The 20,472-nt window shown below is 72.3% G+C and carries 22 protein-coding genes, 1 tRNA gene and 1 pseudogene; 15 read left to right on the top strand and 9 right to left on the bottom strand.

What is annotated here, in order from left to right; translation table 11 throughout:
• The 5 genes and pseudogenes from GLX25_RS04845 to GLX25_RS04830 form a co-directional block, all read left to right on the top strand.
• Positions 1-696: pseudogene (locus GLX25_RS04845) on the top strand (hypothetical protein); the annotation flags it as partial.
• Between the two features lie 170 nt (positions 697-866).
• Positions 867-2,537 (top strand): FAD-dependent oxidoreductase, encoded by a 1,671-nt coding sequence (locus tag GLX25_RS04840; protein WP_155841131.1) that lies wholly within the window; start codon positions 867-869, stop codon positions 2,535-2,537.
• Positions 2,538-2,593: 56 nt separating this feature from the next.
• Positions 2,594-2,719, top strand: coding sequence for a hypothetical protein (locus GLX25_RS19115; RefSeq protein ID WP_271192343.1), 126 nt, complete (start codon positions 2,594-2,596; stop codon positions 2,717-2,719).
• 63 nt (positions 2,720-2,782) lie between these two features.
• Complete coding sequence (locus tag GLX25_RS04835; RefSeq protein WP_129235593.1) at positions 2,783-2,944, top strand: hypothetical protein; 162 nt, start codon at positions 2,783-2,785, stop codon at positions 2,942-2,944.
• 158 nt (positions 2,945-3,102) lie between these two features.
• Positions 3,103-3,426 (top strand): hypothetical protein, encoded by a 324-nt coding sequence (locus tag GLX25_RS04830; RefSeq protein WP_155841129.1) that lies wholly within the window; start codon positions 3,103-3,105, stop codon positions 3,424-3,426.
• A 42-nt stretch (positions 3,427-3,468) separates the two neighbouring features.
• Here the strand turns inward: GLX25_RS04830 and GLX25_RS04825 are convergent, their stop codons facing one another.
• Positions 3,469-4,065: a hypothetical protein gene (locus GLX25_RS04825; RefSeq protein WP_155841127.1), complete on the bottom strand. Its 597-nt coding sequence runs from the start codon at positions 4,063-4,065 to the stop codon at positions 3,469-3,471.
• A gap of 236 nt (positions 4,066-4,301) precedes the next feature.
• Here GLX25_RS04825 and GLX25_RS04820 point away from each other — a divergent pair, with 236 nt between their 5' ends.
• On the top strand, positions 4,302-4,769 hold the full coding sequence (locus tag GLX25_RS04820; RefSeq protein ID WP_155841126.1) for a hypothetical protein: 468 nt from the start codon (positions 4,302-4,304) through the stop codon (positions 4,767-4,769).
• 505 nt (positions 4,770-5,274) lie between these two features.
• Here GLX25_RS04820 and GLX25_RS04815 read toward each other — a convergent pair.
• On the bottom strand, positions 5,275-5,481 hold the full coding sequence (locus tag GLX25_RS04815) for a cold-shock protein (protein ID WP_166548443.1): 207 nt from the start codon (positions 5,479-5,481) through the stop codon (positions 5,275-5,277).
• Positions 5,482-5,860: 379 nt separating this feature from the next.
• On the opposite strand from GLX25_RS04815, the gene GLX25_RS19110 reads away from it, so the two are divergent.
• From GLX25_RS19110 to GLX25_RS04795, 4 genes are all read left to right on the top strand, one after another.
• Positions 5,861-5,992: a hypothetical protein gene (locus tag GLX25_RS19110; RefSeq protein ID WP_271192344.1), complete on the top strand. Its 132-nt coding sequence runs from the start codon at positions 5,861-5,863 to the stop codon at positions 5,990-5,992.
• 87 nt (positions 5,993-6,079) lie between these two features.
• Positions 6,080-6,229: a hypothetical protein gene (locus tag GLX25_RS04805; protein WP_155841122.1), complete on the top strand. Its 150-nt coding sequence runs from the start codon at positions 6,080-6,082 to the stop codon at positions 6,227-6,229.
• A gap of 110 nt (positions 6,230-6,339) precedes the next feature.
• Positions 6,340-6,762: a DUF1801 domain-containing protein gene (locus tag GLX25_RS04800; RefSeq protein ID WP_155841120.1), complete on the top strand. Its 423-nt coding sequence runs from the start codon at positions 6,340-6,342 to the stop codon at positions 6,760-6,762.
• Positions 6,763-6,872: 110 nt separating this feature from the next.
• Complete coding sequence (locus GLX25_RS04795) at positions 6,873-8,189, top strand: cation:proton antiporter (RefSeq protein WP_155841118.1); 1,317 nt, start codon at positions 6,873-6,875, stop codon at positions 8,187-8,189.
• A 9-nt stretch (positions 8,190-8,198) separates the two neighbouring features.
• Here GLX25_RS04795 and GLX25_RS04790 read toward each other — a convergent pair whose 3' ends face one another.
• The 6 genes from GLX25_RS04790 to GLX25_RS04765 all read right to left on the bottom strand — a co-directional run bounded on the left by GLX25_RS04790 (position 8,199) and on the right by GLX25_RS04765 (position 13,555).
• Positions 8,199-8,897 (bottom strand): ion transporter, encoded by a 699-nt coding sequence (locus tag GLX25_RS04790; RefSeq protein ID WP_155841116.1) that lies wholly within the window; start codon positions 8,895-8,897, stop codon positions 8,199-8,201.
• 71 nt (positions 8,898-8,968) lie between these two features.
• Positions 8,969-9,655, bottom strand: coding sequence for a hypothetical protein (locus GLX25_RS04785; RefSeq protein ID WP_155841114.1), 687 nt, complete (start codon positions 9,653-9,655; stop codon positions 8,969-8,971).
• A 123-nt stretch (positions 9,656-9,778) separates the two neighbouring features.
• Positions 9,779-10,555 (bottom strand): hypothetical protein, encoded by a 777-nt coding sequence (locus tag GLX25_RS04780; protein ID WP_155841112.1) that lies wholly within the window; start codon positions 10,553-10,555, stop codon positions 9,779-9,781.
• An 86-nt stretch (positions 10,556-10,641) separates the two neighbouring features.
• Complete coding sequence (locus GLX25_RS04775) at positions 10,642-11,643, bottom strand: TerC family protein (protein WP_155841110.1); 1,002 nt, start codon at positions 11,641-11,643, stop codon at positions 10,642-10,644.
• 324 nt (positions 11,644-11,967) lie between these two features.
• A tRNA-Gly gene (locus tag GLX25_RS04770) sits at positions 11,968-12,038 on the bottom strand.
• Between the two features lie 122 nt (positions 12,039-12,160).
• Positions 12,161-13,555 carry a Coenzyme F420 hydrogenase/dehydrogenase, beta subunit C-terminal domain gene (locus tag GLX25_RS04765; RefSeq protein WP_166548442.1) on the bottom strand — a complete coding sequence of 465 codons (1,395 nt, stop codon included), beginning with the start codon at positions 13,553-13,555 and terminating at the stop codon, positions 12,161-12,163.
• A 42-nt stretch (positions 13,556-13,597) separates the two neighbouring features.
• On the opposite strand from GLX25_RS04765, the gene GLX25_RS04760 reads away from it, so the two are divergent.
• The 5 genes from GLX25_RS04760 (at position 13,598) to GLX25_RS04740 (ending at position 19,584) form a co-directional block, all read left to right on the top strand.
• Positions 13,598-14,749: a polysaccharide pyruvyl transferase family protein gene (locus tag GLX25_RS04760; RefSeq protein WP_155841106.1), complete on the top strand. Its 1,152-nt coding sequence runs from the start codon at positions 13,598-13,600 to the stop codon at positions 14,747-14,749.
• A gap of 20 nt (positions 14,750-14,769) precedes the next feature.
• Positions 14,770-15,375, top strand: coding sequence for a dCTP deaminase (gene dcd, locus GLX25_RS04755; RefSeq protein WP_155841104.1), 606 nt, complete (start codon positions 14,770-14,772; stop codon positions 15,373-15,375).
• A 6-nt stretch (positions 15,376-15,381) separates the two neighbouring features.
• Positions 15,382-16,599 (top strand): hypothetical protein, encoded by a 1,218-nt coding sequence (locus GLX25_RS04750; protein WP_155841102.1) that lies wholly within the window; start codon positions 15,382-15,384, stop codon positions 16,597-16,599.
• Positions 16,596-17,663, top strand: a complete 1,068-nt coding sequence (locus tag GLX25_RS19315) for a glycosyltransferase (protein WP_155841100.1) — start codon at positions 16,596-16,598, stop codon at positions 17,661-17,663. Before GLX25_RS04750 ends, GLX25_RS19315 begins: the two co-directional genes overlap by 4 nt.
• Positions 17,664-17,775: 112 nt before the next feature.
• Positions 17,776-19,584: an ABC transporter ATP-binding protein gene (locus tag GLX25_RS04740; protein ID WP_155841098.1), complete on the top strand. Its 1,809-nt coding sequence runs from the start codon at positions 17,776-17,778 to the stop codon at positions 19,582-19,584.
• Here GLX25_RS04740 and GLX25_RS04735 read toward each other — a convergent pair whose 3' ends face one another.
• Positions 19,585-20,460 carry a glycosyltransferase family 2 protein gene (locus GLX25_RS04735; RefSeq protein ID WP_155841097.1) on the bottom strand — a complete coding sequence of 292 codons (876 nt, stop codon included), beginning with the start codon at positions 20,458-20,460 and terminating at the stop codon, positions 19,585-19,587.
• Positions 20,461-20,472: the final 12 nt, after the last annotated feature.

The raw sequence follows: 20,472 nt of genomic DNA, 5'->3' as shown, positions 1-20,472 counted from the left end.
GGGGGGTCGCCGCGGCCGAGTGCCGCGGTGGCCCTCCGACTCCACGTCGGCCATGGCGCCGGCCTCGGGCTCGCCCCTGATGAGTATCCGGACGAGGCGGCGCCGGCCCCTGCGCGGGCGTCGTCGGCGCGGAGACGAGTGGTGGTGGAGTGGTTCGCGGGCCTGGGGCTCGCGGCGAAGATCTCGATGGGCGCGGTGGCCGCGGTGGCGCTCGGCGCGTCCGGCGCGGGTGCGGCCGGTGCGGCGGGCATGCTGCCCGAGCCCGCGCAGGTCGTGTTCGACCAGGTGGCCGGCACGCAGCCGGGCGCGGATCGCGCGGGCGGTACGGGTGCCGACGACGTCGCGACCGACGCCGACGACCACGAGGGCCGCGAGGGCCACGAGGGCGTCGAAGGTGGTGAGGGCGTCGACGCGAGCACCGGCCTCGACGACGCCGAGGAGCGGGCCGGTTCCGGCCTCGACACGGCGGACGAGCACGCCGACGAGGACGCCGAGTCCGGCCTCGAGACCGCCGACGAGAACGTCGGGTCCGGTATCGGTACGGGCGAGGAGGCCTCCGAGGGCGCCGGCGCGCCCGAGGGCGCGGGCGACCAGGGCGAGGACGCCGGGTCGCAGTCCGACGATGCGGGTTCCCAGGCGGATGACGCGGGGTCGCGGAAGGGCGATCGCCCCGGGTCCGATCGCGACGGTGACTGACGGTCCCGGCCGACCAGTGCTCCACGGGCCCTCGCCGACCTCGGCGGGGGCCCGTCGTCGTCGGCCCGCGGCCGTCCGCTCGCCGTTCGCCCGAGGCATCCGCCGACGCGGCTGAGCGATACCTGAAGGGTATTTTGACAATACCCCCGGGGTATTGTTATCGTAGTGCCATGACCTCGAAGCGGTACCTCATCATCGGCGGCGTCGCGGGCGGCATGTCCGCAGCCACCCGCCTCCGTCGCCTCGACGAGCACGCCGACATCATCGTGCTCGAGCGCGGCGGCCACGTCTCGTTCGCCAACTGCGGCCTGCCCTACTACCTCGGCGGCGTCATCGAGGAGCGCTCCAGCCTCCTGCTCCAGACTCCCGCCTCGCTCGGCAGCCGGTTCAACCTCGACGTGCGCGTGCGCACCGAGGCCGTCGCCATCGACCGCGAGGCGCAGACCGTGCTCGTGCGCGACCTCGTCACCGGCGAGGAGTCGACGGAGGCGTACGACGCCCTCGTCCTCTCGCCCGGTGCCACCCCGGTCCGCCCGCCCATGCCCGGCGGCGACCGCATGCTCACGCTGCGTGACATCGACGACGTCGACCGCGCGATGGCCGAGCTCGAGGTCGCCCCGCGCACCGCGCTCGTCATCGGCGCCGGCTTCATCGGCCTCGAGATGGTCGAGAACCTCGTGCATCGCGGGCTCGACGTCACGCTCGTCGAGCTCGGCGACCAGGTCCTCCCGCCGCTCGACCCCGAGATGGCCGCGCCCGTCGCCGACCGACTCCGCGACGCCGGCGTCGACGTGCGCCTCGGCACGCAGGTGACCGAGCTCCACTCCGATACTGCACTGCTCAGCGACGGCACGACCGTGCCGGCCGAGTTCGTGCTCGGATCGATCGGCGTCCGCCCCGACACGACGCTGGCCGTCGCGGCCGGGCTCGAGGTCGGCGAGCGCGGCGGCATCCGCGTCGGCGACGATCTGCGCACGAGCGACCCGCACATCTGGGCCATCGGCGACGCCGTCGAGAAGGTCGACGCCGTCACCGGCGAGCACCGCCTCGTCGCCCTCGCGGGCCTGGCCAACCGCCACGGGCGGCTCGCGGCCGACGTGATCGCGGGCCGCGACATCCGGGTTCGCGACGCTCTCGGCACGGCCGTCGTCGGCCTCATGGGCCTCACGATCGCCACGACCGGCTGGCCCGAGAAGCTGCTCCGCCGCGTCGGGCGCGAGATCCGCGTCATCCACACGCACCCCGCCTCGCACACCGGGTACTACCCGGGTGCCGAGCAGATGGCGCTGAAGCTCGTGGTCGACGCCGACACCGACGAGATCCTCGGCGCGCAGGGCATCGGCGGCGACGGCGTCGACAAGCGCATCGACGTCATCGCGACCGCGATGGCCGGCGGCCTCACGGCATCCGACCTCGCCGACCTCGAGCTGGCCTATGCGCCGCAGTTCTCGTCGGCGAAGGACCCGGTGAACATGCTCGGCTACGTCGCGCTCAACGCGGTCGAGGGGCTCACCCCGTCGATCCAGTGGCACGAGCTCGACGCCGCGATGGCGGCCGGCGACGTGCTCGTCGACGTCCGCACGCCGGGCGAAGTCGCCGCGGGCGCCATCCCGGGCTCGATCAACGTGCCGCTCGACGAGATCCGCGCGCGCGTCGACGAGCTGCCCGCCGGGCGCCTCATCGTGCACTGCAAGGTCGGCCAGCGCGGCCACACCGCGGTGCGCCTGCTCGCCCAGCTCGGCCGCGAGGCCGTGAACCTCGACGGCGGCTACCTCACGTGGCAGGCCGGCGAGTCGGCCCGCACCCACGCCGAGGTCCGCGAGACAGCGGCCGCGGCCTGAGCCTCCCGCCTTCCCACACCATCCACGCACACCCACGACCCTCGAGGAGAATCATCATGTGCAGCCCCGTCACCTGTTCCTGCGGCAAGACCACCTGGTCGGGCTGCGGCCAGCACGTCGACTCGGTGAAGGACCACGTCCCGGCCGACCGGTGGTGCGACGGCGACCACGGCGACCGCTGAGCCGCGGCATCCGCCCCACCCATCACCCGACCCCGAAGCTTCCACGACTCCGAGGAGAACCACATGTGCCGAGCCGTCACCTGCCGCAAGTGCGGCAAGACCACCTGGGCCGGTTGCGGCCAGCACGTCGACCAGGTCATGCGCGGCGTGCCGCGCAACCAGCGCTGCGCGGGCCACGAGGACGAGCCGTCGACCGGCTTCTTCGCGAAGCTCTTCGGCCGCTGAGCGGGCGCCGCCCTCGCTGAGCCGATGCCGCTGAGCCGATGCCGCTGAGCCGGTTCCGCCGAGACCCACGGGCCGAGACGGAGGAGATCCCCCCGAGCGAGCCGCGTGTCCACCCCCGACACGCCGCCGCTTCGCCGGATCTTCCTCCGTCTCGGCCCGTGCTCGTGCGCGACGACCTCCGTGCCCTCCGCGGTTCGGCGGCGGTGGCCTGGTCGGAGACCATGGGGGATGCCACGCCCTGCGCGCTCGCGAAGGACGGCCGGTCGCATCCGGCTGGCAAGTTCCACGAGGGCCGCACGGCCGCGCTCGGCGAACTGCTGCGAGCCTGCCCGGCGGATGCCGCGGGCGAGGGGATCACCGCGCTCGCCGCGTCGCTCGCCGACGAGTGGGCCGCCCGAGTGATGCCGGGCGGCGGCAGCCGCGACTGGGAGAGCTACCGCGCGGGCGGCGTCGAGGCGCTGTGCGTCGTCGCGGCATCCTGAGCCCGGGCCTGCCCCGACGAATCCCGGAACGGCGACGCGGCGTTACGGCGTGGCGACTCCAGCGGGACGCGGCGCGATGCGCGTCGGCAGCGAGGCGCCCACGAACCGCTCGGTGTCGGCGACGGCGGCCGTGAGCAGTGCGACGAGCCGATCGTCCGGATCGCGGACGGATGCCGTCGCGATCCCGTCGACGGCGCCCGTGATGAGGTCGCGGCACTGACGCGCCGACGTCCGGCCTCGCCCTCGTCCCACCTCGTCGATGAAGTGGAGGGCACACGCGTCGGCGGCCGGCGCGGAACGCAGTGCCGACTCGGCGAGTTCGCGCGCCTCCGAGATCGTCTCGCCGTCTCGGCCCTCGAGCGAGCGGAGCGCGATACGGAGGCCGACCGCCTGCGACCGCTGTCGCTCCTCCGCGGCGATCGGCAGGGCCGCGGAGGCCGCTCGCACCGCCAACAGGACGTCGAGCACCGGGTCGTCGGTGGTCAGTCCGATGACCGACGGGATGAGCGGCGTGAGCCGGGCGCGTCCGGTATCGCCGGTCCGGTCGTTGACCAGTCGCGCAAGATGCGCGAGGGTGCCGTGGGTGCAGGTCGGGTGATCGCTCCAGCGCTCGCCCGCGAGGTACGAGGCGAACTCCATGAAGCAGGCTCCCCGCCTCCGGGAACGGTGCTTCCCGGGTGACAGGATCGGTACGACATCCGGCCGGCTCAGGGTGTTCGGCATGAGGACCTCCCTCGCTCCCTCCACCGTGCGCCTGCCACCGCGACGATTCAAGGGGCGGTGGCTGTCTCGCGTCGGACGGACGATCGCCGTCAGGGCGCGTCGTGCAGGTCGATGCTGTGAGCCCGCACATGTCGGAGGCCTAGCGTTCGATCATGACCACCAAACACGCGTCCGACGCGACGCCGGAGCATTTCGCGGCGTTCGCGGTCGACCACATCCTCGTCGACCAGCTCCCGGCCTCGCTCGGCACGATCGAGGCGCCCGAACGCTATGTGGTCAAGGCGCTCTTCACGCGGCGCCCGCTCCCGCAGGAGATCGAGCTCTTGGGCATGCCCGCAGTCGAGGAGCGCCTCGCCGCCGCGGGATACACCCACACGACCCTGAGCACATCGGACCGGCGCCTCATCATCACCAACACCAACCTCCACGAACTCAAGAACGGACTCGCACACCTGATCGGGCAGATCCTCGACGACATCGGCACCCGGGTCGCGACGACGCGATCGGCCCAGGCGAGGGATGCCGCGGAGCTGGCCTCACGCGCGGCCGTGCGCGCCAGCCACATCGTCGACGAGGCCGCGCAGATCGACTTCTCCGCTCGCACGTCGCACTACACCTGAGCCGCGGCGGAGTGCGTCTGGGACGTTCGAGTGGCTGGGAGCGCGCACATGTTGAGCGGCTACTCTCTGGAGATGGACACCAAGCGCCCCGACCCGCAGAGCCGAAAGCGATGGGACGACGCGCGTCACCGGCACTGGCACGGGGCCGCGGCGACGTCCCAGACCTCGGAGCGGGAAGCCGCGGCGGAGACCGCCAGGTCCGATGAGGCCGGGAAGGCGGACGACGCCACGGAGGCGGGGGAGACGGCTGAAGGCGCGGAGGCGGCGGAGACGCGGGACTCGCTCGCTCACGAGGGTCGCGTGACCCGGTGGGAGCAGGCCACCGGCCGGACCTGGAACCGCGAACACGGGACCGGCGGGCAGTCGTAGACCGATCGGTCGCGGCCGGCCGTGCGTTCCGGCGCGACGCGAAGAGCGGATGCCGCCAGCATCGCCTCCGAAGAGGCTCGCCCGCGACATCCGCTCGGTGCGCGTGGGGATCGCCGTCGATCAGACGGCGCGCAATCTACGCGATGGTGCGGATGTTCTCAGCCTGCAGGCCCTTGGGGCCGCGGGCGGTCTCGAACTCGACCTTCTGGTTCTCCTCGAGCGAGCGGAAGCCGCCCGTTGCGATCGCGCTGAAGTGCGCGAAGACGTCGGCGCTGCCGTCGTCGGGAGCGATGAAGCCGAAGCCCTTGTCGGCGTTGAACCACTTGACGGTTCCGGTTGCCATATTCATTTCCTTCTGTAAAGCCGAGCCGCCGGAGCGGCTGCGACGTGCACGACGAGGCCGTGCGATGTTCCGACGACGACGTCCGTCGACGGAAGTGGATGGGTGCGTCCGGCGTGGGGACGACGGTGCGGGCGGCCTGCGGTCGCGTGTGATCCGAGATCGCGCCGAGGCTTCGATGAAGGGGATGTCGCCACGTCCTGGCTGGTCGTCGACTTCCCAGCCGGAATTCGCGGGCGAACGCCCGTTGCAGATCTTGCGAACCTACGCGACGGACATGGGAGGGCACTGTGAGGCGGTCAGCCGCGGTCAGCCGGCGAGGGCGTGGACGGTGAGGGCGGTACCCTGAGCCATCCGTTCACGCCCGCGCTCGTGAGGAAGCATGGCCGCACTGGGCCCGCACCGAGCGAGCAAGGTCTGCCTGTACCTCACGCGGCTGACGGGAGTGGACCGCGGCGTGCTGCGGACACTGCTCGAGCGCGAGCTCGCCGAGTCGCACGCGCAGGCGTGCTGAAATCGCGGCGACCGCGATTCGCATCCCGCCGGCAAGTTCCACGAGGGCCGCACGGCCGCGCTCGGCGAACTGCCGCGGGCCTGCCCGGTGGATGCCGCGGGCGAGACGATCACCGCGCTCGCCGCGTCGCTCGCCGACGAGTGGCTCGCTCGCCGCATGCCCGGCGGCGGCAGCCGCGATTGGGAGAGCTACCGCGCGGGCGGGCTCGAGGCGCTGCGCGCGGTCGCGGCATCCTGAGCCGTGCTTCTTCCGGCCGGTCGCCGCGGCAGCTGCCCACTGCGCCCGGCGGCCCGGGCCCGCGCAGCAGTACGCTGAGGCATCCGGCCGCCGCACGATCGCGAGGACCCATGGCCACGACGCAACCCGCGATGTCTCCCTCCGGCCTCCCGGTCGAGGTCGTGCTCGACCGCGCCACGGGGCCTCGCCGTGCCGAGGCCGACGAACTCGTCGCGCTCTTCGGCGAGGTCAGCGGCGAGCCCCCGGTCGTCTGGGCCGACCGCATCATCGGCTTCGGCGAGGTCGAGTACCGGTACGAGAGCGGCCACGGCGGTCGCTCTCCGCTGCTCGCATTCGCGCCGACGCCTCGGCAGCACACGGTCTACCTGCCCGAGGGGTTCGCCGAGCGGTGGGCCGACCTCCTGGCGGTGCTCGGCCCGCACCGCGCGAGCAAGGTCTGCCTCTACCTCACGCGCCTGACGGGCGTGGACCGCGAGGTGCTGCGGGCGCTGCTCGAACGTGCGCTCGCGGAGGCGCGGGCGCAGGCGCGCTGAGCGACTGGGGCGAGCGCCGGCCGGCGGGAGTGGTGCCCGCGCCCGCGGCATCCGTACGATGACGACAGGCCGCCTCGGCGGCCGCGCGGACGATCGGGGGCGGGGTCGGCATGCTGGCGGTGACGGTGGTGCTGGCGATCATCGTCGTCTGGAGCGCCCTGTCGCGGCCGCTGGACCGCCGCGGCATCACGTCGGCCCTCTTCCTCATGGTCGTCGGCTTCGGGGTGAGCGTGGTCGCGCCGGCCGTGCTCGACGTGTCGCTCGAGACCGTCGTCGCCGAGCGCATCGCCGAGATCGCACTCGTGCTGCTGCTCTTCAGCGATGCGACGCGCATCGACCTCGGCGTGCTGCGGCACCAGCTCGGCTGGCCCAGCCGCCTGCTGCTGATCGGCCTGCCGCTGACGATCCTCGCCGGTGCCGGAGCGGCGGCGCTCGTGTTCCCGACCATGGCGTTCGCCTCCGCGTTCCTGCTCGCGACCATGCTCGCGCCGACCGACGCGGCACTCGGCCAGAAGGTCGTGGCCGACACGCGGGTGCCCCCGCGCGTGCGCCAGGCGCTCGATGTCGAGAGCGGCCTGAACGACGGCCTCGCGGTGCCGCTCTTCCTGGTGGCGCTGTCGATCGCGAATGCCGAGTTCGTGTCCGGCGTCACCGGCATGGTGGCGGGCAGCATGGCGGCGCAGATCGGCTGGGGCCTGACCGCCGGGCTCGTCGCCGGCATCCTCGGCGGGCTGCTGTTCCACGCGGCCGACACCCGCGGCTGGATCGCCCGCGAGTGGCGCCAGGTCCTGCCGCTCGCCGTGGCGCTGCTCGCCTACTCCGTGGCGCAGCTGCTCGGCGGGAGCGGGTTCATCGCGGCCTTCGTCGGCGGCCTCGCGTTCGGCCGGCTCGCGGGGCCGGTGCGCTCGAAGGTCACCGTGCTCTCCGAGGCGGCCGGCGACCTGCTCGCGGCCGTCACCTGGATCGCGTTCGGCGCCCTCGCGCTCGCGCTCGCCCTGCCGTACGCGACCTGGCAGGTCTTCGTCTACGCGGCGCTCAGCCTCACGATCGTTCGGATGCTCCCCGTGGCGATCGCGCTCGCCGGCAGCGGCGCGCGTCGGCCGACGGTGGCCTTCATCGGATGGTTCGGCCCGCGCGGCCTCGCCTCGCTGGTGTTCGCCCTGATCGCGGCCGAGCGCGGGGTGCCGGAGGGCGAGACCGTGCTCACGGCGGTCGTCGTGACCGTCGCCCTCAGCATCATCCTGCACGGCCTCACGTCGGCGCCGCTCGTCGAGGTCTACCAGCGCTGGTACGCCGCGAACACGCCGACGGGCTCGGCGGCCGGCGAGACTGTGCCCGCGACGCTGCCGCGACGTCGCCGGCAGTTCCCCGGCGTGAACGGCGGCGACGACCACGGCCACGGCGACGGCGCATCGCCCGCGCCGTGAGGCGGGCGGTCACGCGGTCGGCGGCTCCTCGGCGCCGGTCTCGGCGTCGTCGCGGTCGCCCTTCCGCGGTGCGAGGAAGAGGTTCGCGAGGTAGCCGGTGAAGGTGCCGAAGATGCCCACGCCGACGACGATCATGAGGCCGCCCGCGAACCGGCCGGCGTTCGTGACGGGGTACTCGTCGCCGTACCCGACGGTCGAGATGGTGACGATGGTGTACCACAGCGCATCCGACGCGGTCGTGATGTTCGCGCCCGGAGCGCGCTGCTCCAGGTAGAGCATCGTGAGGCTTCCGAACTGGAGCACCAGCACGCCCATCAGGAGGAGCGCGTAGAGGGCGCTCCCGGCGCGGTCCCGCACGAGCGTCCGCCAGATGGTGCGCGCGCCGAGCTCGCGGAAGAGGCGGATGACGCGGATGATCCGGAACAGGCGCAGGATCTTGAGCTGGGCCAACGGCAGGCTCGCCAGGAGGTCCGCCCATCCGAAGTGACGGAGGAAGTACGCGCCGCGATCGGGCGCCGTCGCCAGCCGGTAGGCGAAGTCGATGAGGAACACGGCGCTGAACACGGCGTTCATCACCCAGAGCACGGTGTCGAGTGCCTCGTCGACCAACGCGTACATGAGGATCAGGTTGACGATCGAGAGCACCGACAGTGCGCCGACGAAGATCTCGTACCCGGTGCTCTTCAGCTCGCTCCGCGGCTTCGACATGCGTGGATCATGGCACGCGCGCTCCGCGCGGAACGGGAGCCACGAGGGGCGTCGGTCAGGTCGCCCGTCGGTCAGGTCGTGACGCCCGCGTCAGCCCGCTCGCGGACGTCGACCGTCGGTTCGGCCGTCCTGCCGACCAGGCGTTCCGTGTCCGACACCGCCGCGGCGAGCAGCGCGACGAGCCGGTCGTCGCGATCTCCGATGGCGGCGGTCGCGATCCCGTCGACGGCGCCGGTGATGACGTCACGGCACTGCTTGACCGACGTGCGCGGCCGCCCCCGACCGACCTCGTCGATGAAGCGGATGGCCCAGGCGTCCGCCGCCGGCGCGGAGCGCAGTGCCGACTCGGCCAGCTCTCGCGCCCCCGCGGAGGACTCGTCGTCGCGGTCCGCGAGCGCGGCCAACGCTGCGCGAAGGCCCACGGCCTGGGATCGCTGGCGTTCCTCGGCGGCGACCGGAAGGGCCGCGTGCGCGGCACGCACGGCGAGGAGCACGTCGAGCAGGGGGTCGTCGCTCGTCAGGCCGACGACCGACGGGATGAGCGGCGTGAGCCGAGCCCGGCCGGCGTCACTCGTCCGGTCGTTGACCAACCGGGCGAGGTGGGCGAGGGTGCCGTGCGTGCACTTCGGATGGTCGCTCCAATGCTCGCCGGCGAGGAACGACGCGAACTCCATGAAGCACGCCCCCCGACGTGGTGAGCGATGGCGGCCCGTCGACAGGATGGGCACGACATCCGGGTGCAATTCGGCGCTTCGCATGGGAACCCCCTCGCAGTTCCACTGTGCGCCTGTCGCGACGGCGAATCAAGGGGGCGGCCGCCGTTCACCCGGTCGCGGGTCGGGATTTCGAGGGTGATGCGCCGAGTCGCGACACCCTCCCGATCAGCCCTGGCCTTGCGCGGCGCGGAGCTCGGCCATCTTCGTGTCGACGTCGAGGCAGAGCTCGAACAGCGCCTGCTCCGTCTCCGGGTCCATCGGCGCGGTCCCGGTGCTCGGAAACCAGACGTAGTCCGGCCACTTCGTCACCCATTCGTCCCGCGGAGCGGCCGGCGGGTTGTCGATGCCGTTCGCTTCGAGGCATGGCGCGCTGTACGCGACGAGGTAATCGTAGATCCAGCCCAGTTCCGCGTCGGTCGGTCCGGACGCGGTCCGCTGGATGGGGTGCGTCGCGTCGCAGCCCCACGCGGCGATCGCCTCGGCCTCGTCCTGGGGCTGTGCGCTGATGCTGATCGCCGGCCCGTCGGGATCGGTGGCGGCGAAGCCCTCTTCGATCGTCAGGCCCTCCGCGTCGTAGCAGGCTCGCCGCACGTCGAGTCGGTCGGCTTCGCTGATGTACCCCGCGAATGGATCGGCCGGGCGCACGGCGTCGGGGTAGGTCACGAGGAGCGCTGCCCACTGCGCGTCGGCGTCGGCCAGCCGTGCCGCTTCGCTTTCGGCTGCAGTCAGTGGTGGCGCGGGGTCGGGGACGGGCTCGAGGTCGGGCATCGGGATCAGCACGAGCGAGGTCTCGGACGCAGCATCCGGGATGGTGTCGGGTTCGGCGGGCGCTGGGGCGGCGCAGCCGGCGAGCGCGATGACGGTGAGGGCGGATGCCGCGACGAGCGCTGGCCGGGTGCGGCGACGTGCGCGAGCCTGCGTCGGGAGGGAGGGTCGGGTCATGGACGCATGATGGCGGAGATGCGCCTCCGGATCAATCGTCCGCGTCGACGGGCCGCACGTCGTTCCCCGACCGGGCATTCGTCCGCCTATCGCGGGAGCTTCCGCTCACGTTCGTCGACGGGCGGACGGGCACCGCGGGTCGTGACGAGGCTGGCGACCGTCGCCACGGCGATCGTCCCCGCGATGAACAGCAGTGACAGCCAGATCGGGATCTCCGGGATCACGGTGACCGGCTCGCCGCCGTTGATGAACGGCAGCTCGTTCTTGTGCAGGGCGTGGATGAGCAGCTTGACGCCGATGAAGGCGAGGATGACGGCCAACCCCTGAGCGAGGTAGGCCAGTCGCTCCAGCAGGCCGCCGATCAGGAAGAAGTGCTGTCGCAACCCCATCAGGGCGAACACGTTGGCGGTGAAGACGATGTAGGCCTCCTCGGTCAGACCGTAGATCGCCGGGATCGAGTCGACGGCGAAGATGAGGTCGACGAAGCCGATGGCGATGATGGTCAGCAGCATCGGCGTGACCCATCGCCGGCCGTCCTTCCGCACAGTGAGGCGGTCTTCGTGGTACTCGTTCGTCACCGGAAGGTGACGGCGGATGAACCGCATGAACCGGCCGTCGGCGGGGTTCGACCCGTCGTGCGAGAACGCCTGCCGGTAGGCGAGGAGCAGCAGCAGCGCACCGAACAGGTAGAAGACCCAGGTGAAGTTCTCGATCAGTGCGGCACCGACGGCGATGAAGATGCCGCGCAGGATCAGCGCGATGACGATGCCGATCATCAGCACCTTCTGCTGGTAGATCTTCGGCACGGCGAAGCTCGCCATCACGATGAGGAAGACGAACAGGTTGTCGATCGACAGGGCCTTCTCGGTCAGGTAGCCGGCGAAGTACTCGCCCCCGTACGTCCAGCCGGAGACCACGCCGATGCCGACGCCGAAGAGCAGCGCGAGGGCGATGTAGAACGCCGACCACCGTGCCGACTCCCCGATGGTCGGCTCATGGGGCTTTCGCACATGAGCGAAGAACTCGTAGATGAAGAACGCGACCGTGACCGCGATCGTGATGACCCAGACGATGGGGGTGACATTCAAGGGAGGCTCCAACCCGGCGTGAACGAATCGACGCCAAGGTCTTCTCCATCCCCGCGATCGGGAACCGATGGCCCGGGATGCGACCTGCATCCGTAATGACGAGCGACCGTGCCGGAGTACTCCCCTTGGACTTCGGAGTCTAGAGGGTCATCGCTGTGTGTTGCCTCCCTGGAGGGCCTCGCTCCGCGGCCGAATGGACCGCGTCGACGTCGGTGCCGGGCGGGAAGCGACCGACCGAGGCAGCGAAGGCATCTCGGCCGGGGATGGGATTCCATGCCTGGTTCGGTGGCACGGAAAGTGTGGCTGATCAGCCAATTCACGAAGAGCCGATGACGGGAATCGAACCCGCGCTGTCTGCTTGGGAAGCAGAAGTTCTACCATTGAACTACATCGGCACGTGGCATCCGCGGCGCCGATGACACCGGGTGCGACGCAGTCAGCATAGCAAGCGCGACTGCCGTCACCGCACCCGCGCGAGGCGGCCGATGCGGTGGCCGAAGCGGGGCCGAGCGGGCGCCTATCGGCGCAGCATCCGCCGCGCCCGATGCACGACCGGCCGTGCGACGTGGCGCGTCAGCGCCTTCGCGCCCTGCGACCAGGCGTCCAGGAACCGATACCGACGGATGGCGCGCCGCATCGGCCCCGCGTACCGCTCGAAGTCGCCCGCCTCGCGGGCATCCGCGAAGGCCACGAGCGAGAGCCGGGAGATCCGCCGCCGCTGCCGCAGCACGGCGGCGCGACGCCGCGACACCACGGTGCGGTCGGGCGGGACGCGCTTGGTCGGCACGCTGAGTCCCGCGGCGAGGTCGTCGGCAAGGCGCAGCGAGAGACCCGCGCGCCGGTGCCGGAAGCCGCCGGCCTGCGATCGCGCCGCGTCCTCCACCGACAGCGGCTCGAGCTCCACGCCGCCGCGCTCGGCGGCCGCCTGCAGCAGGCGGCGAACGCGCTCGTCGCGGATCACGACCGCGTTGGTGCCCCGCCAGTCGGCGGCGTACTTATGGAGCCAGGCGTCGGCGAAGGCGACATCCGCCCCCTCTGCGAAGACGTCGTCGCAGAAGTTGCAGGCCTCGGGCTGGAAGGCGCCGAACCCCCACCCGCCGTCGATCGTGTCGGCCGAGCGGCGCACGTGGTGCGCGCCGTCGACGCTGACGGCGTCGTAGTCGTAGTCCCAGGCGTAGCGGGACGCGTTCTTGACCCGAAAGTCGATGCCCTCGAGCTCGGTGGGCGGCACGCCCGCCTGCCAGGCGAGCGACTCGGCGAAGAAGGTCGACTTGAGGTGCCCGCAGACGAGGCCGACGTAGACGCCGAACTGCGCGTCGAGGTCGGGCAGCTCGGCCGCGAGGAGCCGCAGCGCCTTGATGAAGCACGGCACGCCCACCACGGCGTAGGTCCGGCCGTCGCCGCGGATGCCGGCGACCACGTCGGCGAGCGTCGTCGCCGAGTACATCGACTTCCGGTCCCGCTCGATCTTCTCGGGCGAGGTCGAGACGGTGTACGAGAACCGCGGGTCGCCCGCCGAGCGGCCGACGTGCAGCACGCCGTCGACGAGCCCGGCGCGCAGCAGCTCCTCGAGGAGCAGCGACGTCAGGCCGCCCGAGCTGCTGCCGACGATCTCGTGCTCCGAGGTGCGCCGCCCGGCGACGACCTCCAGGTGCGCACCGATCCGGTCGTCCCTCGGGAGGTCGGCGAATCGCTCGCGTGCGAGCACGTCCTCGTTCCGTGCGTCGTCGGAGAACGGGCAGACGCGGCTCGCGGCGCGGAGCGCGTCCGTCGAGAGAGCGCCGTCGAGCCGCGCCTCGTAGACGCCGCGGCGCCCGATCGTCACCGGGATCGCCCCCGACGTTCGGACCGAGCAGGCGCCGCACCCGATGCACATCCCTCGTTCGACGACCTGCTCGATGCCGTGCGTCATGCGCCCCCCTGTCCGACCGGGCCGCGCTGCTAGCGTCGTCCCGTGTCTCGCAGGGTACTGATCAAGACGCTGCCCCTCCACACGAACTACGGGGGCATCGTCCAGGCGTACGCGCTGCAGCGAGCCATCCGAGACCTCGGCCATCGTGCGTTCGTCGACACCGGCGACCCCATTCCGCTCCGGCGGCGGGTGGTGCACCGCATCTGGGCGGCGCGACGGGCGGTGCGGATGCTGCTTCCCGCGCGTCTCGACTGGCGCTGGCGCGCACCGCGCGAGGTGCTCGCCGCGCAGCAGCGCTTCGTCCGGAAACACCTCGCGACCTCGTCGGCGGTCGAGCGGGCGGACACGCCGCGCGGCCGCGCCCGCCTCGCGCACCGGTTCGACGCCTTCGTCGTCGGCAGCGACCAGGTCTGGCGGGCGGCGTACGCCGAGATCCCCGAGCAGTACCTCGAGGTGATCGAGGAGTTCCACGGCGAGCGGCCGCGCCGCATTTCGTACGCGGCCTCCTTCGGCCGGGACGACATCGACGAGTACAGCGAGGGCGAGCGTGCGCGATCGGCCGAGCTGATCCGCAGGTTCGACGCGGTCTCGGTGCGCGAGGAGTCGGGCATCCGCATCTGCTCCGAGGAGTTCGGCGTGCGCGCCGAGCGACACCTCGACCCGACCATGCTCCTCACGCCCGACCACTACCGCGCGCTCGTCGCGCGCTCCGGCACGGCGCCCGCCCCGGCGGCGGGCCGGACGCTCATCTACCGCCTCGACGCGACCGACGACATGCTCCGCGCCGAGCGTGCGATCGCCGAGCGGGTCGGGGCACCGACGATGGAACTCCTCCCGACGCAGCCCCCGACGTCCTACGCCGAGTACGCCGCCGACCGCGCCCGGTTCGACCGGCCCTCGGTCGAGCACTGGCTGGCGAGCATCGCGTCCGCCGACTTCGTCGTGACCGACTCCTACCACGGCTGCGTCTTCTCGATCCTGTTCAACCGGCCGTTCCTCGTGCACGCGAACGAGCGGCGCGGGGCGGCGCGGTTCGACTCGCTGCTCGGCGTCTTCGGCCTCGAGCACCACCGTGCCGGGGCATCCGCCGACGACCTCGACGAACGGGTCTTCGCGCCGGACTGGGCGGCCGTGAACCGCGTGCTCGACGCCGAGCGCGAGCGGGCGACGGCCTACCTCGTCGCGAATCTCTGACGCGTCGGTACGCTGTGGGCATGCTGCTCTCGGATCGCGACATCAGGGCCGAACTCGACCGCGAGCGCATCCGGCTCGACCCGTACGACCCCGCGATGATCCAGCCGTCGTCGATCGACGTGCGCCTCGACCGGTACTTCCGGCTGTTCGACAACCACAAGTACCCCTTCATCGACCCGGCCGAAGACCAGCCCGAGCTGACCCACCTGATCGACGTGCGCCCCGACGAGGCCTTCGTCCTCCACCCGGGCGAGTTCGTGCTCGCGTCGACGTTCGAGGCCGTCACGCTGCCCGACGACGTCGCGGCGCGCCTCGAGGGCAAGAGCTCGCTGGGTCGGCTGGGCCTCCTCACCCACTCGACGGCCGGCTTCATCGACCCGGGGTTCACCGGGCACGTCACGCTCGAGTTGAGCAACGTCGCGACCCTGCCGATCAAGCTCTGGCCGGGCATGAAGATCGGCCAGCTCTGCTTCTTCCGCCTCTCGTCGCCGAGCGAGCGCCCCTACGGATCGCCGGCCTACGCGAGCAGGTACCAGGGCCAGCGCGGCCCAACCGCGTCGCGGTCGTTCCAGAACTTCAGCAGGGCGGATGTCGGCGTGACCGACGCCGGCTCAGCCGGGGGCTAGGCGCGCATGACGATCGTCATCGGCACGCCGGTCGTCGGGACCGGCGGCGGCCGCGTCACCTACGAGGTCGAACTCGCCGGCCTGGACGGCGTCGAACGCCTCCGGTTCTCGATGCCCGAGTCGGCGGCCGGTCTCGTCAACGCCAGGGCGGATGCCGCGGTGGTGGCGCTGCTCATGCCCGCGATGCGGCTGCGGCGCGACCTCGTCGTCGAGGGGCCGGTGACCGGCGAACTCGTGTGGAACCTGCGGCAGGACGTCCCCGTGATCCTCCGCGGCGTCCGTCCGGAGCTCTCGGGCATCGCCATCGACGCCCGCGACGAGGCTCCTCCGTTGGCGCCCGGTCACGCCGTGGCCACGGCGTACTCCGCCGGGGTGGACTCGTACGCCACGCTGGCTCGTCACCACTTCGCCGCCGACGCGCCGGAGGCGCTGCGCGTCACGCACCTCCTCTTCAACAACGTCGGCTCGCACGGCCGCGCCGAACGCGGGCGGGAGTTGTACCGGCGCCGCCTCGAACGGCTCCGGGAGGGCGCCACGACGATGGGCCTGCCGCTCATCGACGTGGACTCGAACGTCGACGACCTCTACACCGCGCCCGGGCTCGGCTTCCAGCAGACGCACACCATGCGCAACGCCGCCGTGGCGCACCTGCTCGCGGGCGGTCTTCGCCGGTTCCTGTACGCGTCGTCCGTGCCGTACCGCGACGTCACGGCCACCCCGATCTACGACCTCTCGTACGCCGATCCGATGCTGCTGCCGGCGCTCTCGTCCGGATCGCTCATCCTCCGGTCGTCCGGGGCCGACCTCGATCGGGCGCAGAAGACCGCGCTCGTCGCGCGGGTCCCGCACTCCTACGACCGGCTCGACGTGTGCACCGAGTCGGTCGACGGCACGAACTGCTCGAGGTGCTGGAAGTGCCGGCGGACCATGCTCACGCTCGACCTGCTCGGAGCCCTCGACCACTACCGGGGCGTGTTCGACGTCCCCGGCGACCCGCGGTGGCGCGAGGCGTACACGCGCGAAGCGCTCGACCGGAGCCTCCAGCCGAGATCGCAGCCCAGCACCCGCGGCGTCGTCGAGCTCTACGACGAGCGCGTCGGCATCCCGCGGGCGTGGCGGGCCGCGGCCCGCGGCCGCGCGACCGTCGCCGCAGCGCGCAGCGCGGCCCGGTCGGCGGCGCGGGGTGCGGTGCGGATCGTGCGTCCGCACGGGGGGACGGCGTGACCGACCTCGTCCTCGCGCACGACTACCTCGTCCAGGTGGGCGGCGCCGAACGCGTCGTCGCCGAGTGGGCGGCGGGCTTCGGGGCCTCGCGCGTCGTCACGCTCGCCTACCGCCCCGAGACGACGTTCGAGGCGTTCCGCGACCTCGACGTGCAGGCGAGCATCCCGCCGGCGATGTCGGGCCAGGTCGAGCGGATGCTTCCGGCGCTGCCGGCCATCGCGGCCCGGACGAGCGTGTCGGGCGGCGACGTCGCCCTCGCGTCGTCGAGCGGGTGGGCGCACCGCTTCCGCTACGGGATGCCGCACGTCGTCTACGTGCACAGCCCGGCGCGGTGGCTGTACGCGGCCGACGACTACCGCCTGCGCCTGAGCCGGTTCCGTCGGGCGGGCCTGGCGGTCAGCACGCCGGTGCTGCGTCGGGGCGACGCCGAGGCCATGGCCCGGGCGAGTGCGATCGTCGCGAACTCCGAGGTGACGCGAGAGCGCATCCGCGCCGCCTACGGCCTCGACTCGACGGTCGTGCACCCGCCGGTCGAGCCGGTGGCGACGGATGCCGCGGCCCCGCCGCGCGACCTGCCGGACGGGTTCGCCGTGGTGGTCGCGCGCGACCGCGGCTACAAGAACGTGCGCCTCGCCGTCGACGCGGCCCGCGAGGCGGGACTCGCGATCGTCGCCGTCGGCGCGGGGTCGGAGGCGATCGACGCGCCCGAGGCGGGCGTCCACGGGCTCGGCCGCGTCACCGATGCCGAACTGTGCTGGGTCTACCGCCATGCGGCGGTCGTGCTCGGCGCCGGTCGCGAGGACTTCGGGCTCACCGTGCTCGAGGCCGCCCTCGAGGGCACGCCGGCGGCGACGATCGCCGCGGGCGGTTACCTCGAGACCGTGCAGCCCGGCGTGAGCGGCGCGCACGCGGCATCCGTCACCGTCTCGGACCTGGCCGATGCGATCCGTGCCGCGCGCGGCATGGACCCCGCGGCCGTGCGGGCATGGGGGCGACGGTTCCGGAGGGACGAGCACGTCGCGCGGCTCACGGCGCTCATCGAGACCGCGCTGGAGCGCACCTGATCGAGGGAGCCGGCGCCCCTCGCAGGCGGCCCGGTTCTCGATCGCGCGCGACTCGAAGATAGGATTCGGAGGGCCCGCCCGCCCGAATCGGGGGCGTGGCGCGGAGGAGACCATGGCACGAAGCGCGCGCGAGCGGAGCCTGACCGCGCAGCTGCGCATGATGCTCGACATGGCCGGCGCCGACCCGAAGCGGTGGGTGGTCGGCACGATCGGGGCCTCGCTGATCCTCGCGGCCCTCGACACGCTGGGCGTCGCCGCGATGATCCCCCTCACGCAGCTCTTCTCCGGCGAGACGGACAACTGGTTCACCCAGTCGATCTCGGACGCGCTCGGGACCACGGAGATCTCCACGCTCATCCCGGTCGTCGCGGGGATCATCACCCTCGTCTTCATCGTCAAGAGCATCGGCGCGATCGCCTTCCGCTGGTGGCTGCTCGGTCGCACGACGAAGATCTCGGCGCTGTCGGCCGCCGAACTCGCGCGGCGCTACGCGCTCGCGCCGTACGCCGACCACCGGTCGCGCCGGATCAGCGAGATCTACCGCAACATCAACGATGCGACCGGGCAGGCCTCGAGCGTGCTCCTCAACGTCGTCAGCCTGGTCTCCGACATCGTGGTGCTGGCCGGCATCGTGGTCGTGCTCCTGCTGACCTCGGTCGCGGTCACGCTCTTCGCCGTGGTGCTCTTCGGCGTGCTCGTGTTCGGCGTCCAGATGCTGCTCCGCCGACGCCAGTACCGCATCGGCGAGGAGGTCGCCGCCGCCGGCCTCGAGGCGTGGCAGTTCCTCCTGCCAGGGCTCGACGGCTTCCGCGAGGCGCGCCTGACCTCCAGTGCGAACGCCTTCATCGACGGCTTCCGCGCGGCCCGGCTGCGCCGCGCGCGGGCCGCGCGGGTCATGGGGATCCTCTCCGACGCACCCCGCTACCTCCTCGAGATCGGGTTCGTCGTCGCCATCCTCGGCATCTCGGTCATCCTCTTCACCACCGGTACGCCCGCCGAGGCACTGACCGTGCTCGGTGTGTTCGCCGCCGCATCCCTTCGCGCGCTTCCCGGCCTCAACCGCATCGGCGCAGGTCTCGCGACGATCCGCACCGGCCGCGCCGGGCTCGACATCATCTCGAAGGCCGTCGACGAGCTCGCCGCCGGCGGCGTGCACGACGAGCGTCCGCGGAGCTCCGAGCGGTTCTCGGGCGACATCGTCCTCCGCGACCTCGGCTTCCACTACCCGGACTCCGAGGAGCACGTGCTGCAGGGGATCTCGCTCGAGATCGGGGAGAACCGGACGACCGCGTTCGTCGGCTCGAGCGGCGCGGGCAAGAGCACGCTCCTCGATATCGTGCTGGGCCTCCTCCAGCCGACCGAGGGCGAGGTACTCGTCGGCGGCCGGTCGATCGCCGCCGACCCCGCGAGCTGGTACGCCGAGCTCGGCGTCGTCCCGCAGGACGTCTTCCTGCTCAACGCCACCCTGACCACCAACATCGCGTTCGGCGTCCCGGCCGACGACGTCGACCTCGAACGGGTCCACGAGGTGATCCGGATGGCGCAGCTCGAGGCGCTCGTCGCCGAACTGCCCGACGGACTCGAGACGGTCGTGGGCGAGCGCGGCGTGCGCCTGTCGGGCGGTCAACGCCAGCGCATCGGACTCGCACGCGCCCTCTACCGTCGCCCTCGCGTCCTGGTGCTCGACGAGGCGACCTCGGCGCTCGACAACGTCACGGAGCACGAGATCGCCCAGACGCTCGGAGCGCTCCAGGGGTCGCTGACGATCCTCATCGTGGCCCACCGGCTCTCGACCGTGCGGCACGCCGACACCCTGGTGTTCCTCAAGGGCGGGCACGTCGATGCCGAGGGCACCTTCGAGGAGGTGCGCGCGACGAACGCCGACTTCGCACGCCTCGTGGAACTCGGCGAGCTCGACTGATCAGGCGCGACGGGAGTCGTCGCCGCGCCCCGCGCCGGTCACGATCGAGTTGAGCCGCGGCATCCGCTCGAGCGCGCGACGGCCCGGCAGGACCGAGCGGAACAGCCCGGCCGGCGTGAGTCGCGTGGCGGGCACCCCGAACTCCGAGGCCACGGCGCGGCCGATCGGGCGCCCGAACCCGCCGAGCGAGACGCCCGAGTGGTTCTCCCCCGTGCCGACGCGGTAGAGCACGGCCGGGAACCCGACCGGGCTGAGCGGATGCCCCTCCGCGGCGAGGTCGTCGCTCAGGTGCCGGTGCGATCCGATCCGGCGGAAGAGGCGCTCGCCGAAGGCCTCGAGGAGTTCCTCCTGGCTCGCGCCGAGGCCGAGTCCGTCCGGCACCTCGTAGAGGTCGCGCCGCACGACGAATGCGGTGCCGCAGTGGCGGTGGAAGTCCGGCTGGCGCCGGATCGCGCGCCGCTCGCTCGACCAGCGCCAGCCCTCGACGACCCGCCACCCGTCGGCCTCGGGGTCGGCGGCCGAGAGCCCGGCGAGGCGCTTCGACACGGCGTCGTCGGCGTCGAACAGCATGACGTGGTCGGGGCGCTCGGCCGACGCCGCGATGAGGCCCACGGCGAGCTTCGTGCCCTTGTCGAGCAGGACCGCCTCACGCCCCGTCTGCGGGCCGCGCCGCTCGCTCGGCGGGGCGAAGTCCACCTCCACCCAGTTCACTCGGTCCGGCAGGTTCGCCGGCCGGCGGTTGCCGACGACCCAGACGCTGAAGTCCGGGCTCTCCTGGCGGAGCACCGAGCGCAGCGAATCCGCGAGCAGCGCCTCCACCTCGCCGTAGTCGGCGCTGTTGCGGGGATGCCGCAGCGAGGTGATGAATGCCAGCACGGTGCCAACGTA

Source organism: Agromyces luteolus (assembly GCF_009729855.1).
Taxonomy (GTDB): Bacteria; Actinomycetota; Actinomycetes; order Actinomycetales; family Microbacteriaceae; genus Agromyces; species Agromyces luteolus.
The sequence above is the reverse complement of the archived record's forward strand: the minus strand, read 5'-3'. Positions and strand labels throughout refer to the sequence as shown.

What these genes read in the sequence shown, in the direction of transcription:
- GLX25_RS04825 (WP_155841127.1), bottom strand. Translation starts at nt 4,065, where the DNA reads ATGGAGTTCGCCTCGTACCTCGCGGGCGAGCGCTGGAGCGATCACCCG.
- dcd (WP_155841104.1), top strand. Translation starts at nt 14,770, where the DNA reads ATGCTGCTCTCGGATCGCGACATCAGGGCCGAACTCGACCGCGAGCGC.
- GLX25_RS04765 (WP_166548442.1), bottom strand. Translation starts at nt 13,555, where the DNA reads ATGACGCACGGCATCGAGCAGGTCGTCGAACGAGGGATGTGCATCGGG.
- GLX25_RS04800 (WP_155841120.1), top strand. Translation starts at nt 6,340, where the DNA reads ATGGCCACGACGCAACCCGCGATGTCTCCCTCCGGCCTCCCGGTCGAG.
- GLX25_RS04815 (WP_166548443.1), bottom strand. Translation starts at nt 5,481, where the DNA reads ATGGCAACCGGAACCGTCAAGTGGTTCAACGCCGACAAGGGCTTCGGC.
- GLX25_RS04795 (WP_155841118.1), top strand. Translation starts at nt 6,873, where the DNA reads ATGCTGGCGGTGACGGTGGTGCTGGCGATCATCGTCGTCTGGAGCGCC.
- GLX25_RS04840 (WP_155841131.1), top strand. Translation starts at nt 867, where the DNA reads ATGACCTCGAAGCGGTACCTCATCATCGGCGGCGTCGCGGGCGGCATG.
- GLX25_RS19115 (WP_271192343.1), top strand. Translation starts at nt 2,594, where the DNA reads ATGTGCAGCCCCGTCACCTGTTCCTGCGGCAAGACCACCTGGTCGGGC.
- GLX25_RS04785 (WP_155841114.1), bottom strand. Translation starts at nt 9,655, where the DNA reads ATGCGAAGCGCCGAATTGCACCCGGATGTCGTGCCCATCCTGTCGACG.
- GLX25_RS04740 (WP_155841098.1), top strand. Translation starts at nt 17,776, where the DNA reads ATGGCACGAAGCGCGCGCGAGCGGAGCCTGACCGCGCAGCTGCGCATG.
- GLX25_RS04750 (WP_155841102.1), top strand. Translation starts at nt 15,382, where the DNA reads ATGACGATCGTCATCGGCACGCCGGTCGTCGGGACCGGCGGCGGCCGC.
- GLX25_RS04780 (WP_155841112.1), bottom strand. Translation starts at nt 10,555, where the DNA reads ATGACCCGACCCTCCCTCCCGACGCAGGCTCGCGCACGTCGCCGCACC.
- GLX25_RS04835 (WP_129235593.1), top strand. Translation starts at nt 2,783, where the DNA reads ATGTGCCGAGCCGTCACCTGCCGCAAGTGCGGCAAGACCACCTGGGCC.
- GLX25_RS04820 (WP_155841126.1), top strand. Translation starts at nt 4,302, where the DNA reads ATGACCACCAAACACGCGTCCGACGCGACGCCGGAGCATTTCGCGGCG.
- GLX25_RS04790 (WP_155841116.1), bottom strand. Translation starts at nt 8,897, where the DNA reads ATGTCGAAGCCGCGGAGCGAGCTGAAGAGCACCGGGTACGAGATCTTC.
- GLX25_RS19110 (WP_271192344.1), top strand. Translation starts at nt 5,861, where the DNA reads ATGGCCGCACTGGGCCCGCACCGAGCGAGCAAGGTCTGCCTGTACCTC.